The organism is Flavobacterium macrobrachii, assembly GCF_014486675.1.
Taxonomy (GTDB): domain Bacteria; phylum Bacteroidota; class Bacteroidia; order Flavobacteriales; family Flavobacteriaceae; genus Flavobacterium; species Flavobacterium macrobrachii.
The window spans coordinates 1-13,878 of the sequence record NZ_JACTAC010000080.1 but is presented as its reverse complement, the minus strand read 5'-3'; the positions used below and the strand labels follow the sequence as shown (position 1 = coordinate 13,878).

Annotated in this window: 12 protein-coding genes; 9 read left to right on the top strand and 3 right to left on the bottom strand. The window is 34.0% G+C overall.

Annotation, left to right across the window (positions count from 1 at the left end):
- Nucleotides 1-31: 31 nt before the first annotated feature.
- Nucleotides 32-229: a hypothetical protein gene (locus IAI56_RS13840; RefSeq protein WP_187658431.1), complete on the bottom strand. Its 198-nt coding sequence runs from the start codon at nucleotides 227-229 to the stop codon at nucleotides 32-34.
- Nucleotides 230-300: 71 nt separating this feature from the next.
- Here IAI56_RS13840 and lipA point away from each other — a divergent pair, with 71 nt between their 5' ends.
- From lipA to IAI56_RS13820, 4 genes are read left to right on the top strand one after another with little or no spacing between them, the layout of a single operon-like run.
- The gene (gene lipA / locus IAI56_RS13835) at nucleotides 301-1,173 is read left to right on the top strand and encodes a lipoyl synthase (RefSeq protein WP_187658430.1); all 873 of its coding nucleotides are present in this window, start codon (nucleotides 301-303) and stop codon (nucleotides 1,171-1,173) included.
- Between the two features lie 5 nt (nucleotides 1,174-1,178).
- Nucleotides 1,179-2,057 (top strand): cation diffusion facilitator family transporter, encoded by an 879-nt coding sequence (locus tag IAI56_RS13830; RefSeq protein ID WP_187658429.1) that lies wholly within the window; start codon nucleotides 1,179-1,181, stop codon nucleotides 2,055-2,057.
- A complete protein-coding gene (gap, locus tag IAI56_RS13825) occupies nucleotides 2,047-3,042 on the top strand; it encodes a type I glyceraldehyde-3-phosphate dehydrogenase (RefSeq protein WP_187658428.1) in 996 nt (331 codons plus the stop codon). The genes IAI56_RS13830 and gap overlap by 11 nt, the downstream gene beginning before the upstream one ends.
- A gap of 36 nt (nucleotides 3,043-3,078) precedes the next feature.
- Nucleotides 3,079-5,283 carry a tetratricopeptide repeat-containing hybrid sensor histidine kinase/response regulator gene (locus tag IAI56_RS13820; protein ID WP_187658427.1) on the top strand — a complete coding sequence of 735 codons (2,205 nt, stop codon included), beginning with the start codon at nucleotides 3,079-3,081 and terminating at the stop codon, nucleotides 5,281-5,283.
- On the opposite strand, the gene IAI56_RS13815 is transcribed toward IAI56_RS13820, so the two are convergent.
- Entirely contained in the window at nucleotides 5,258-6,070 is an 813-nt protein-coding gene (locus tag IAI56_RS13815) for a purine-nucleoside phosphorylase (RefSeq protein WP_187658426.1), read from the bottom strand. The two genes, IAI56_RS13820 and IAI56_RS13815, sit on opposite strands and share 26 nt — an antisense overlap.
- Nucleotides 6,042-7,061, bottom strand: coding sequence for a tetraacyldisaccharide 4'-kinase (gene lpxK / locus IAI56_RS13810; protein WP_187658425.1), 1,020 nt, complete (start codon nucleotides 7,059-7,061; stop codon nucleotides 6,042-6,044). The genes IAI56_RS13815 and lpxK overlap by 29 nt, the downstream gene beginning before the upstream one ends.
- 49 nt (nucleotides 7,062-7,110) lie before the next feature.
- Here lpxK and IAI56_RS13805 point away from each other — a divergent pair, with 49 nt between their 5' ends.
- From IAI56_RS13805 to cphA, 5 genes are all read left to right on the top strand, one after another.
- Nucleotides 7,111-7,674 (top strand): hypothetical protein, encoded by a 564-nt coding sequence (locus IAI56_RS13805; protein ID WP_187658424.1) that lies wholly within the window; start codon nucleotides 7,111-7,113, stop codon nucleotides 7,672-7,674.
- 551 nt (nucleotides 7,675-8,225) lie between these two features.
- Nucleotides 8,226-9,320, top strand: a complete 1,095-nt coding sequence (locus IAI56_RS13800; RefSeq protein ID WP_187658423.1) for a Nif3-like dinuclear metal center hexameric protein — start codon at nucleotides 8,226-8,228, stop codon at nucleotides 9,318-9,320.
- A 3-nt stretch (nucleotides 9,321-9,323) separates the two neighbouring features.
- Nucleotides 9,324-10,103 (top strand): zinc ribbon domain-containing protein, encoded by a 780-nt coding sequence (locus IAI56_RS13795; protein ID WP_187658422.1) that lies wholly within the window; start codon nucleotides 9,324-9,326, stop codon nucleotides 10,101-10,103.
- 90 nt (nucleotides 10,104-10,193) lie between these two features.
- On the top strand, nucleotides 10,194-10,982 hold the full coding sequence (locus IAI56_RS13790) for an alpha/beta hydrolase (protein ID WP_317192425.1): 789 nt from the start codon (nucleotides 10,194-10,196) through the stop codon (nucleotides 10,980-10,982).
- 275 nt (nucleotides 10,983-11,257) lie between these two features.
- The gene (cphA, locus tag IAI56_RS13785; RefSeq protein WP_187658420.1) at nucleotides 11,258-13,876 is read left to right on the top strand and encodes a cyanophycin synthetase; all 2,619 of its coding nucleotides are present in this window, start codon (nucleotides 11,258-11,260) and stop codon (nucleotides 13,874-13,876) included.
- The last annotated feature ends 2 nt before the right edge of the window (nucleotides 13,877-13,878 follow it).

Sequence of the window (13,878 nt, the reverse complement as noted above, 5' to 3'; positions counted from 1 at the left end):
TCACAACTCCATTTTTTACTATTCCACCTCATTATTTTACTTCTCCGCATCGTTCTTTGACATCTCCGCATCGTTCTTTTGCCTCTCCGCTTCGTTCTTTTAACTTTCCGCTTCGTTCTTTTACCTCTCCGTCCAATCCTCTTTCCTCTTGCTTCTTGCTTCTTTCCTCTTCCCTCTTGCTTCTTTCCTCTTGCTTCTTTTCTCTAAAAAACACATCTTCAACCCACAACACTATTATCACACTTTTAACACTATTTCATCAATCATTATTATTATCTTTGCAAGGCTAAAAAAATTGACATGGAAAACGTTATCAATAGCGTACAACCGCCAATAGGCAAACCAAAATGGTTAAAAGTAAAACTACCTATTGGAGAAAAATATACCGAACTACGCAGTCTTGTTGACAAATATAAACTAAACACCATCTGTACATCGGGCAGTTGTCCAAACATGGGCGAATGCTGGGGCGAAGGAACCGCCACCTTCATGATATTAGGTAACATCTGCACCCGTTCCTGCGGATTTTGTGGTGTAAAAACCGGAAGACCAGAAACAGTAGATTGGGATGAACCCGAAAAAGTAGCCCGTTCCATCAAATTAATGAAAATCAAACACGCCGTTATCACCAGTGTTGACCGCGATGATTTAAAAGATATGGGTTCCATCATCTGGCTAGAAACCGTAGAAGCCATCCGTAGAATGAACCCTACTACAACTCTGGAAACACTAATCCCCGATTTTCAAGGAAACGAACGCATTATCGACCGAATAGTAGAAGCAAATCCAGAAGTAGTGTCACACAATATGGAAACCGTTCGCCGTCTAACGCGTGAAGTGCGCATTCAAGCAAAATATGACCGAAGCCTAGCCGTACTAAAGTATTTAAAAGAAAAAGGCATCCGCAGAACCAAATCGGGCATCATGCTAGGACTTGGTGAAACGGAAGAAGAAGTAATCCAAACCATGCAGGATTTGCGCGATAACCATGTTGATATTGTAACCCTGGGTCAATACCTGCAACCTAGTAAAAAACACTTGCCAGTAAAAGAATTCATTACTCCAGAGCAATTTGAAAAGTATGAAAAAATAGGAAAAGAAATGGGCTTCCGCCATGTAGAAAGTGGAGCACTAGTTCGCTCATCGTATCATGCCGAAAAGCATATTTTATAACCCTAATGGATGTAACGCAACAACAATCGGCTATTAAAGCTACTTACTTTAGTTTACTGGGTAACATTTGCCTAGCATTAGTAAAAGGTTTAGCGGGTATATTGGGTAATTCTTATGCACTGATTGCCGATGCTATTGAGTCTACTACCGATATATTTTCGTCGTTCTTGGTGTTATTTGGTTTAAAATATGCTAACAAACCTGCCGATGAAAATCATCCTTATGGTCATGGAAGAGCAGAACCGCTAATTACTTTTATAGTAGTAGGTTTTTTGATTACCTCTGCTACCATCATTGCCTACGAAAGCATTCAAAACATTACTACGCCACATGATGCGCCAAAATCTTGGACATTAATTCTTTTGGCTATAATCATCTTATGGAAAGAGTTTTCGTTTAGAAAAGTAATGAAACGAGCGGTTGAAACCAATAGTTCTTCACTAAAAGCCGATGCATGGCACCACCGCAGCGATGCGATAACTTCGGTTGCCGCATTTATAGGAATATCCATAGCAGTACTCTTTGGCAATGGATATGAATCAGCTGACGATTGGGCTGCACTGTTTGCCTCAGGATTTATTTTGTACAACAGTTATTTAATCTTTAGACCTGCGCTAGGCGAAATCATGGACGAACATCTTTATGATGATTTAATCCTAGAAATTCGTGAAGTGTCACATAAAGTAAAAGGTGTAATTGATACCGAAAAATGCTTCATCAGAAAAGCCGGAATGAAATATCACGTAGATTTGCATGCCACAGTAGATGCAAACCTAACGGTTAAAGAAGGTCACGATATTGCTCATTTATTAAAAGACACACTAAGAGCAAAAATCCCTCAACTAGGTCACGTTTTAATTCATATAGAACCCAATGAATTCTAAAATTACTATTGCCATAAACGGTTTCGGAAGAATTGGTAGAAATCTATTCCGATTGTTACTCAATCATCCACAGATTGAGGTTCTTGCCATAAATGATATTGCCGATAACCGAACGATGGCACATTTAATTAAATATGATAGTATTCATGGTGTTTTGCCTTATGACGTTTCGTTTGATGAAAATCATATTATCGTGGACGGAAAAAAATATACTTTCTTCCACGAAAAAGAAATCAGCAATCTACAATGGAACAACATCGATTTTGTGGTAGAAAGCACCGGGAAATTCAAAACCTTTGAAGACATCAATAAGCATATCATAGCGGGTGCAAAGCGAGTAATTCTCTCCGCTCCAAGCGAAGTTCCCGAAATTAAAACCGTTGTTCTTGGCGTAAACGAAAACATTCTCGACGGAACTGAAACTATAGTTTCAAACGCCAGTTGTACTACTAACAACGCTGCGCCAATGATAAAAGTAATCAACGAACTTTGTGGCATAGAACAAGCCTATATTACTACGGTTCACTCCTACACTACCGACCAAAGTCTGCATGATCAACCTCATAAAGATTTGCGTCGTGCTCGTGGTGCAAGCCAATCTATTGTTCCTACAACAACTGGAGCAGCCAAAGCTTTGACAAAAATCTTCCCAATGATGGATGGAAAGATTGGTGGAAGTGGTATTCGTGTTCCTGTTCCCGATGGTTCATTGACCGACATAACTTGTTATGTAAAAAAAGAAGTAACTATCGAAGAAATAAACCAAGCTTTTAAATTAGCTTCAGAAAATGAACTAAAAGGAATACTTGCTTATACCGAAGATCCAATAGTTTCGGTAGACATTATTGGAAATCAAAATTCCTGCCTTTTTGATGCGCAACTTACTTCTGTAATCGATAAAATGGTTAAAGTTGTGGGATGGTATGATAACGAAATTGGCTACTCTTCAAGAATAATTGATTTAATTTTTTTGTTAAAAAAATAATATTTCTATATTTATTGTCTGAAAAACAGAAATAAATTGAAGAAGATTATATTTTTATTGCTATTTTCTATACCATTTTATGGACAAATGGGCGCCGTCAAAGAAATTGATAGTGTTGCTTATTACATAAAATTAGCAGATTTCTACAAGAGTAAAAATAACTACAAATCATCTTTGGTCAGTTCAAACGAAGCAATCAAATTTGCTTCAAAAACAAACAATCCACTAAGTAAATCATTAGCTTACACATCATTAGGAACATCATTTTTTGAACTAAAAAAAATTGCCGATGCTAAGGAAGCCTTTCTCAAAAGCATAGCTGAGTTAAACAAAGAACCGTTATCATCTAACTTAGCCTTAAATTATTATAAACTTGGTTTGTGCTACATGAGTTTAGAAGATTATCAAAAAGCTGAGACCTTTTTTAATAAGGCTCAAGAAATATATGATACTTTAAAGATTGAAAATCAAGAACTAATTACCTTACAAAAAGGAATTGTATATAGAACAAAAGGAAAAACAAAAGAAGCAACCGAATTGTTCAACAGCATCATTTCTAAACCAGATAACCAAGATTATTATGAATCAAAAGCAGAAGCACTCTATCAACTCGCCCGAATTGAGCTTGGAAACAATAGAAACAATCTAGCTTTAAACTATCTTGAAAGAGCTTTAGAAAAAAATACTGCTGATAAAAATATTGAACAAAGAATAAAAATATTACACTCTCTAAGTTTTACAAATGATAAAGTTTTAAATACTAAAAAAGCCTATCGTTATCTAAAAGAACATGTTAAACTAAGAGATAGCTTGTTGAAATTAAACAATGATAGATTGGATCCAAATGAATATTACACGCTAAAAGAAAACGAGCGAACCGATTTGTTTGAGGAATTAATAAAAGAAAACGAAGTTCAACAAAAGTCCAATCGATTTGCAAAAGTAATTGTCATCTTAGCTATTGCTTTAATTACTATCTTATCGTTACTTAGTTTGTCATTATATAAGAACAATATTATTAGAACAAAAACTAATAAACTTTTACAAGAAAAAAACTCTGAACTTGAAATTGCCAAAGAAAAAGCAGAGAAAGCCTCTCAAGCAAGAGCCGATTTCCTATCTACCGTTAGTCATGAACTTAGAACACCATTAAATGCTATTAATGGAATAACTCATTTATTGATAGAAGAAGATCCAAAAGATAGTCAAAAACACTATCTAAACTCTTTAAAATTTTCTGGAAACTACCTTTTAACTTTTATTAATGAAATATTAGAAATCAATAGAATTGAATCGAATAATATTGAGGTAGAGAAAATAGATTTTAACCTAAAAGACTTATTATATAATATTCAAAACTCACTAAAAGAATTAGCAAAGGTTAACAATAATCAGTTTATATTAGATATAGACCCAAAAGTTCCCGATGCAATAGTAAGTGATCCAACAAAGCTTTCGCAAATTTTTATCAATTTAATTAATAATGCTTTAAAATTTACTAAAAATGGTGAAGTAAAAGTTATGGCAGAGTTATTTGGTATAAAAGACAATCATGCTACTATTCATTTTGAAATTATTGACACAGGAATTGGTATTGCAGCAGAAAAACAAGAAAGTATTTTTGACAGCTTTTCACAAGGTTCCATAGAAATAAACAGAAAGTATGGCGGAACAGGTTTAGGTTTAGCCATTGTAAAAAAACTAATGGACTTACTTGGCGGTACCATAAAACTGCAAAGTGAACTTGGAAAAGGCACAACGTTCTATTTTGATCTTGAAATAGAGATTAGTTCTAAAAAAATTGAACAAGAAAAAGAAATAGAACTTGAAATTCCATTGGATATCAGTGATGAAATACTTGAAGGTAAAAATGTCTTAATAGTTGAAGACAACAAAATCAACCAAATGATTACCAAAAAAATGGTGGAGAAAAAAGGAATGATTACAACAATCATTGATAACGGAGAAGATGCCGTAGAAGCCATAAGAGGTAAACACAATTATGACTTAGTGTTAATGGATGTTCATTTACCAGGAATAAATGGAACAATAGCCACTAAAGAAATTAGAAAATTCAATAAAGAACTCTCAATAATTGCTCTAACGGCTATTTCCTTGAATGAAAATAGAGATATTCTACTTTCATTTGGTATGAATGACGTAATCACAAAACCTTTCGATCCTGTTAATTTTTACAACGTAATTGCCAAAGTTCTTAGTAAGTCAAAATCAACTGTTTAATCAACTGTCTTACATGAGGTTCAGCTTCACGCGCTGCTTCAAGAACTTCTTCATGGGTAATAGTTTCAATGGCATCTTCGTTACCCATATCTGTAATTACCGATAGTCCAAAAGTTTCTAAATTCATGTGTCGTGCCACAATTACTTCTGGAACGGTTGACATTCCAACACAATCGCCACCAAGTGCTTTCACCATTTTATATTCGGCCAACGTTTCAAAAGTTGGACCTTGCAAACCAAGATAAACGCCATCTTGAACTTCAATGTTCAATTCTTTTGCCAATTCTTTTGCTTTAGCAATCATTTTTTGACTATATGGTTCGCTCATGTTGACAAATCGTGGTCCAAAACGTTCGTCATTTTTTCCACGCAACGGATGTTCTGGCAACATATTGATATGGTCTTTTATCAAAACAATGGAACCTACTTTATAATTTGGATTAACACCACCAGAAGCATTGGAAACAATCAATTTAGTTACACCAATATATTTCATAACTCTAACTGGAAATGTTACTTGTTTCATGTCATAACCTTCATAGTAATGAAATCGTCCTTGCATCGCTACTACTTTTTTATCGCCAATAGTTCCAAAAACCAACGCACCTTTATGACCTTCAACCGTTGAAACTGGAAAATTTGGAATTTCATTGTATGGTAATGTATGTTCTATCTTGATATCATCCGTAAAACTTCCTAATCCTGAACCCAGAATTACACCATATTCTGGTGTAAAACCTGTTTTATTCTTAATATATTCAACCGTTTGTTGTACTTGTTCCCACATAATTTAAAATGTTTTTATCAAATTCTTCTTTATCTTTTACAAAACTACTCTTTATCGGAAGATAATAAATAGCCGATTTCATGGAATGATTTTTTAACCGAACATAATCTTTTTCGGTTGTAACAATAAGTCTTCCGTTTGCTTTTTCGTCAACAGCTTCAATTTCACTTTTAGTAAAATGATGATGATCGGCAAAAACTGCCAAAGTATCTTTTTCTTTTTGCAAATAATTAAAAAACGAAATTGGGTTTGCAATTCCAGCTAACAAGACTTTTTCAGTCATTTTTATTTCTTCCACCGAAATTTCACCATCAATTCCATAAACTTTTTCATCATAATCAATGTAACTAAAAAGTATCGTTTTATCTAAACCTATTTTCTTCTTAATTTCTAATTGTTTTACTTCCGAAATAGCTCTCGGACATTTGGTTACAATAATGGTATCAGCTCTTTTAGCTCCATTTCTACTTTCACGAAGATTTCCTGTGGGTAACATAAAATCATCACAAAACAAATCGTCATACATCGTAAGCATGATATAAAATCCAGCTTTTACTTTTCGGTGTTGGAACGCATCGTCTAATAAAATAACTTGTGGTTTTTCCTTTTGTGCCAAAAGTTTTGAAATTCCGTTTCGCCTATTGGCATCAACAGCAAATTGTACTTGGGGAAATTTTTGAAACATTTGATAAGGTTCATCGCCCAAAATTTCGGCAGTTGAAGTTTCATTTGCCAAAATAAAACCTTCTGATTTTCGCTTATAACCACGACTTAAAACCGCAACATTATATGTAGGAGAAAGCAATCGGATTAAATATTCAATTTGAGGTGTTTTTCCTGTTCCGCCAACGCTAAGATTTCCCACGGCAATAATAGGAACATCAAACGAATAGGATTTTAAAATTCCTTTATCATATAGAAGATTACGAATGGAAGTTATCAATCCATACAGAATCGCAAAAGGAAAAAGTAACTTTCGAATTAAAATCATAGTACGAAAGTATAATTTTTTATCTTTGGAATGCTAATATTTTTTAGAAATGAGATTAGATTATAAATTTTTACTCGGATTTTTGTTTTGCTTTCAAATGTGTTTTTCGCAAGAAAATGACAATACAGCATTGCTAAAAATTTTATTATCAAAATATTATGCCAATGAAAAACCCATCGTTAAAAACCGTTTGCAATTGTTAGGTTTCTACTGCAACAAAGCGCCAAACAACGAAGAAGTTCTCGAAGTCATTAACAATCACGAATTATTAAAGAAAAATTCGGCTGCAATAAAAAAACAAATCGACATCACCATTCAAGAAAATTGGGACAAAGAATTTGAAATCCTTTTCACCAATCAAAACCAATATTTAAAAAGTAAAGTCCAAAATTGCTATTCGCTAGAAGAATTTCAAAAAGTTTCAAGCGCGCATACGCAAAACAACCAACGCTTGATGATTGTAAGCAAACCGATGTATTTTGCTACTAATTATTGCTTGGTGAAAGTTGCTTTTTACCGAAATGTCGAACACAACAGCGGAAGCTATTTTCTATTTGAAAAAATAAACGGCATTTGGACAATTAAAGAAACGTTGAACGAATGGAATACTTAAAAAATTAACTATGAATTCAAAAAAAACATATCCAAATCCATTTTGGTATTTATTGTATATAATTATATTTTTTTTATTTCCTGTAATTATATATTTTCTATTTAGAATAACACTAAATGAAAAAGTATATTTAATGCTGATATTAATTGCCATAGTAATTAGCTTTACAGTTTACTTTTACTCTCAACTTTCGAACTTTTTTACTTTTATTTCAATAAACAATTCTAAAATTAAAGTTTATCAACTTTTAAAATTTAAAATATACACTTTTGAAATAGACGAAATTAATGGATATTCATTATCTGAGTTTTATTTTGGTACATATCCTCATTTCTTAAAATCTAAATCATTTGTTATTTATTCAAAAAAATGCAAACCCGTAGAAATTATTAAAATGTTTAATTTAAATTATTTGGAAGTTCTATCAGAAATCAAAAAAATGAATATTACTAAATTTGGTTTTGAACCGTACTCACCATCATTACTTTTCAGAAAATATAAATATGGTTATTTAGTTAAATAATTAAAATCCAAAACTTCACAAACCAAAAATGAAACTAAAACAAATCATAAATATCCTAGAAGAAATGGCACCTTTGTCGTATGCCGAAGATTTTGACAACGTTGGTTTACTCGTTGGAAATATCGAAACCGAAATTTCGGGAATTCTCGTTTGCCACGATGCTTTGGAAACTGTAATCGATGAAGCTATTGCTAAAAATTGCAACTTAGTCGTTTGCTTCCATCCTATTCTTTTTAGCGGATTAAAAAAAATCACTGGTAAAGATTATGTCGAAAAATCGATAATAAAAGCCATCAAAAACGATATTGCCATTTATGCTGTTCATACCGCTTTGGACAATCATAAAAATGGTGTCAACAAAATTTTCTGCGATGCATTAGGCTTAAAAAACATAAAAATTTTAGTTCCAAAGCAAAACTTTATTCAAAAACTTGTTACCTATACCATTCCCGAAAATGCCGAAAAACTTCGCAACGCATTGTTTGATGCTGGAGCTGGAAAAATAGGCAATTATGAAGACTGTAGCTTCAACTCAAAAGGCATTGGAACTTATATGGGTAACGAAAACAGCAATCCCGAAATTGGTGAACGATTTGAATTTAATGAAACACAAGAAATCAAAATCGAAGTCACTTTTGAAAAACATTTGCAATCCAAAATCCTGAAGGCTTTGTTCAGCAATCATGTTTATGAAGAAGTTGCCTATGAAATTTATGCTTTGCAAAATACACATCAAAATATCGGTTTGGGAATGATTGGCGAACTAGAAAACCCAATGAACGAAACCGAATTATTAAGTTTTGTAAAAACCAAAATGCAATGTGGCGCAATCCGACATTCAGAATTATTGAACAAACCTGTAAAAAAAGTAGCGGTTCTTGGCGGTTCGGGAAGTTTTGCAATAAAAAACGCAAAACACTCTGGTGCAGATGTTTATTTAACGGCAGATTTAAAATATCACGACTTCTATCAAGCTGAAAATCAAATACTTTTAGCCGATATTGGTCATTATGAAAGCGAAAGATTTACAAAAAATTATATTGTTGATTTTCTTAAAGAAAAAATTACTAATTTTGCAGTCGTTTTATCAGAAGAAAATACAAACCCAGTTAAGTACTTATAAAATATGGCTACTACAAAAGAATTAAGCGTTGAGGACAAATTAAGAGCGCTGTATGATTTACAATTAATCGATTCAAGAATTGACGAAATCAGAAATGTTAGAGGTGAATTGCCTCTTGAAGTAGAAGATTTAGAAGATGAAGTAGCAGGATTAACTACTCGTTTGGACAAACTTAAAACTGATTTGGTTTCAATTGAAGAGCAAATTAAGTCAAAGAAAAATGCTATCGAAGAACACCAAGCTGCAATCAAAAGATATGCTGAGCAACAAAAAAATGTTCGTAACAATAGAGAATTCAACTCTTTAACAAAAGAAATTGAATTTCAAGAATTAGAAATCCAATTAGCGGAAAAACAAATTAAAGAAATGAAAGCTTCTATCGAACACAAGAAAGAAGTTATTTCAAATTCTAAAGAAAAGTTAGAGCAAAAATCAACACATTTAAAGCATAAAAAAGCAGAGTTAAACGATATTATGGCTGAAACTCAAAAAGAAGAAGCTTTTTTAATCGAAAAATCTGCCGAGTACGAAGCTCAAATCGAAGAACGTTTATTAGCAGCTTACAAAAGAATTCGTACAAGCGTAATCAACGGATTAGCGGTAGTTTCTATCGAGCGTGGCGCATCTGCAGGTTCATTCTTTACCATTCCACCACAAACTCAAGTGGAAATTGCAGCTCGTAAAAAAATCATCACCGATGAGCATTCTGGTAGAATTTTAGTTGACGCTGCTTTAGCTCAAGAAGAAAAAGAAAAAATGGAGCAATTATTTGCTAAAATCTAATAACTCAAATCCCGATTAATTCGGGATTTTTTTATGAAAAAAATACAATTTCTCATACTCACAAAATCAATAGGCTTTTACCTAAATCTATTGAGTTTCATAAAACCCGAAAAGGCAAAACAAATCGCCTACCAACTTTTTAGTCAACCTCGAAAAGGAAAGCTAAACCCAAATCAATTACCCAAAACACTCATCAACACCGAGAAAGAAACCTTCCAACATGAAGATCATACTTTTCAAACCTACATTTGGAAAGGAAATGATGAAATAATCCTTTTGGTTCATGGCTGGGAAAGCAATGCTTCGCGCTGGAAAAAAATGCTAAACCATTTAAAACCATTAGGAAAAACCATCATCGCCATCGATGCGCCAGCTCACGGATTAACTACTGGAAAAGAATTCAACGCACCAAAATATGCCGAATACATCAACACCTTAACAAAAAAATATTCCCCAAAAATTATCATCGGACATTCCGTTGGCGGTGCGGCAATCAGTTATTATCTACATAAATTTGGCAATCCAAACATCGAAAAAGTCGTCCTTCTTGGCGCACCATCCGATTTCAAAATCATTAGCAACAACTTTGTTTCCATGTTGAGTTTGAACAAAAAAATCAAAAATCGCCTAGAAAATTATTATCAAGAAAAGTTCAATATTCATATCGACGAATTCAAAGCGCATAATTTTGCTCAAAATTTTAGCCAAAAAGCATTCATTGCTCACGATATTGACGACAAAATCGTATTGGTAGAAGAAGGAAAAAAATATGCTTCCAACTGGAAAAACGCCATTTACATCGAAACAAAAGGACTTGGACACAGCTTACACGACCACGATTTATACCAAAAAATAAGTCAGTTTATTCAAGAAGCGTAAGCTTTCATTCCTTTCAACAATCCATTTTCCTGCTATCCATTTCAATCTGTCATCTCATTTTTCAAACGAGATAACAGGATTTCCATTTCTATCAGTACCGAAACTTCGGGATAAAAATAAACCTTAGCACTTTTATATACTTTTGATTTTCAACACCAAAAATCAAACAATAATAATATTATCCCGATTTTCTTAAAAAAATTTGAATTTAAAAGTAAATTTTCCCTATTTTTAACAAAATCATTACACCAAAAACAAAATCAACCCGTTCTATTATGAAAATCGATAAAATACAAGCGCTTCGCGGACCAAACATTTGGAGTGTACAAAGAAAAAAATTAATCCAAATGCGATTAGATTTGGAAGAAATGGAACAATTTCCAACCAATAAAATCGAAGGTTTTCGTGAACGCATCGAAGCCATGTTTCCAACCATGATTGAACATCGTTGCTCCGAAGGAACTCGTGGAGGTTTCTTTTCCCGCATCGAACGTGGAACATGGATGGGACATGTTATCGAACATATTGCACTAGAAATTCAAACTCTTGCCGGAATGGAAACTGGTTTTGGAAGAACGCGCGAAACCAAAACACCCGGAGTTTATAATGTAGTTTTCAGTTATGTAGAAGAAAGCGTTGGACTTTTTGCCGCAGAAAGCGCTGTTGCCATTGCCGAAGCATTAATTGCTGGAACAGAATATGACGTTGAAGCCGATATTCAAAAAATGCGTGAAATTCGTGAACGCGTTCGCCTTGGTCCATCAACCGGAAGTATTGTTGACGAAGCCGTTGCACGAGATATTCCGTGGATTAGATTAGGAACCAATTCGTTAGTACAATTAGGTTATGGCGTAAACCAAATGCGTTTTCAAGCTACGATTACTTGTAAAACTAGTAATATTGCGGTTGATATTGCTTGTAATAAAGAAGAAACCAAACGAATGCTTGATATGGCATCCATTCCTGTTGCTAGTGGCGGAATTTGCGTTGATGAAGAAGATTTAGAAGCAGTTATCAAAAAAATAAATTACCCAATCGTTATAAAACCTTTGGACGGAAATCACGGAAAAGGTGCATCGATTAATGTAAAAACTTGGGAAGATGCAGTTGAAGGATTGGCGTATGCCAAAAAATACAGCCGCAGAGTGATTGTTGAAAAATTCATCACCGGATTTGATTTCAGAGTTTTAATTATTGATAATAAATTAGTTGCTGCAGCAAAAAGAGAACCAGCACATGTTAAAGGTGACGGAACACAAACCATTCAACAATTAATCGATGAAACCAACCGTGATCCAAGACGCGGTTACGGACACGAAAATGTATTAACTCAAATTGATGTTGATAGAGATACAACTGATTTACTTGAAAAATTAAATTACACCTTAGAAACTGTTCCAAATAAAGGAGAAATCGTTTACTTGAAATCAACTGCAAATTTAAGTACAGGCGGAACTTCGGTAGATGTTACTGATATGATGCATCCCGAAAACATTTTCCTTTGCGAACGTATTTCCAGAGTAATTGGACTGGATATTTGTGGTGTTGATATTATGGCGGAAAATTTAACCCAACCGTTAAAAGAAAACGGCGGTTGTATTCTTGAAGTAAACGCTGCTCCAGGTTTTAGAATGCACTTAGCACCAAGCGAAGGTTTACCTAGAAACGTTGCTGCACCAGTAATCGACATGCTTTATCCACCGGGAAAACCAAGCCGAATTCCAATTATTGCTGTAACAGGAACTAATGGAAAAACCACTACTACTCGATTGATTGCTCATATCGTAAAAAATAATGGTTATCGTGTTGGTTTCACTACTTCCGATGGAATTTATGTACAAAATCATATGTTGGAAAAAGGCGATACAACTGGACCAATTTCAGCTGAATATATTTTAAAAGATCCAACGGTCGAATTTGCCGTTTTAGAAACAGCTCGTGGTGGAATTCTTCGTGCCGGATTGGGTTTCAGTCGATGTGATATTGCTGTAATTACTAATATTCAGGAAGATCATTTAGGATTATCCGATATTCATACTTTGGACGATTTGGCACGAGTAAAAAGCGTTGTAGTTCGTAGTGTGAAAAAAGACGGTTGGGCAATTTTAAATGCAGAAGACGAACATTGTCTAAAAATTGCTAACGAATTAAGCTGTAACATTGCCTATTTCGCCATGAACGAAGACAATCCAAAAGTGAAACAATTTGCCAAAGAAGGAAAAATTGTTGCTGTTTATGAAAACGGATACATCACCATCAAAAAAGGCGAATGGAAAATCCGTGTGGAAAGAGCAACTCACGTTCCGTTAACACTGGGCGGAAAAGCAAAATTCATGATTGCCAATGTTTTAGCAGCAACTTTAGCAGCATATCTACAAGGATTTAAAACTGACGATATTAGTTTATCGCTACAAACATTTATTCCGAGTGCAGCACAAACACCGGGAAGAATGAATATCTTCGACTTCAAACGATTTAAAGTTTTAATCGATTTTGCACACAATGCTTCGGGATATCGAGGCGTTGAAGAATATTTGTCAACTGTTGAAGCAACCAAAAAAATCGGAATTATTGCTGGTGTTGGTGATCGTCGTGATGAAGATATTAAAGAATGTGCAACTATTGCTGCCAGAATGTTTGACCATATAATCATTCGTCAGGAAAAACATTTACGTGGACGAACCGAAGAAGAAATCATCGGTTTAATCATGGAAGGTATCAATGATGCCAATAAAGAAGTGACTTATGAAATCATTCCGAAAGAAACCGAAGCCATTAAACATGCTATCAATAGCGCACAAGATGGTTCGTTTATTACGGCTTTGAGTGATGTTGTTACCAACGCCATTGGAATAGTTCAAGAATATTTAGACAAAGAAAACGAAGAAGCTTAATT

Coding starts and splice junctions, on each gene's coding strand:
- IAI56_RS13800 (WP_187658423.1), top strand. CDS start 8,226: ATGAAACTAAAACAAATCATAAATATCCTAGAAGAAATGGCACCTTTG.
- IAI56_RS13815 (WP_187658426.1), bottom strand. CDS start 6,070: ATGTGGGAACAAGTACAACAAACGGTTGAATATATTAAGAATAAAACA.
- lpxK (WP_187658425.1), bottom strand. CDS start 7,061: ATGATTTTAATTCGAAAGTTACTTTTTCCTTTTGCGATTCTGTATGGA.
- lipA (WP_187658430.1), top strand. CDS start 301: ATGGAAAACGTTATCAATAGCGTACAACCGCCAATAGGCAAACCAAAA.
- IAI56_RS13805 (WP_187658424.1), top strand. CDS start 7,111: ATGAGATTAGATTATAAATTTTTACTCGGATTTTTGTTTTGCTTTCAA.
- IAI56_RS13830 (WP_187658429.1), top strand. CDS start 1,179: ATGGATGTAACGCAACAACAATCGGCTATTAAAGCTACTTACTTTAGT.
- cphA (WP_187658420.1), top strand. CDS start 11,258: ATGAAAATCGATAAAATACAAGCGCTTCGCGGACCAAACATTTGGAGT.
- IAI56_RS13795 (WP_187658422.1), top strand. CDS start 9,324: ATGGCTACTACAAAAGAATTAAGCGTTGAGGACAAATTAAGAGCGCTG.
- gap (WP_187658428.1), top strand. CDS start 2,047: ATGAATTCTAAAATTACTATTGCCATAAACGGTTTCGGAAGAATTGGT.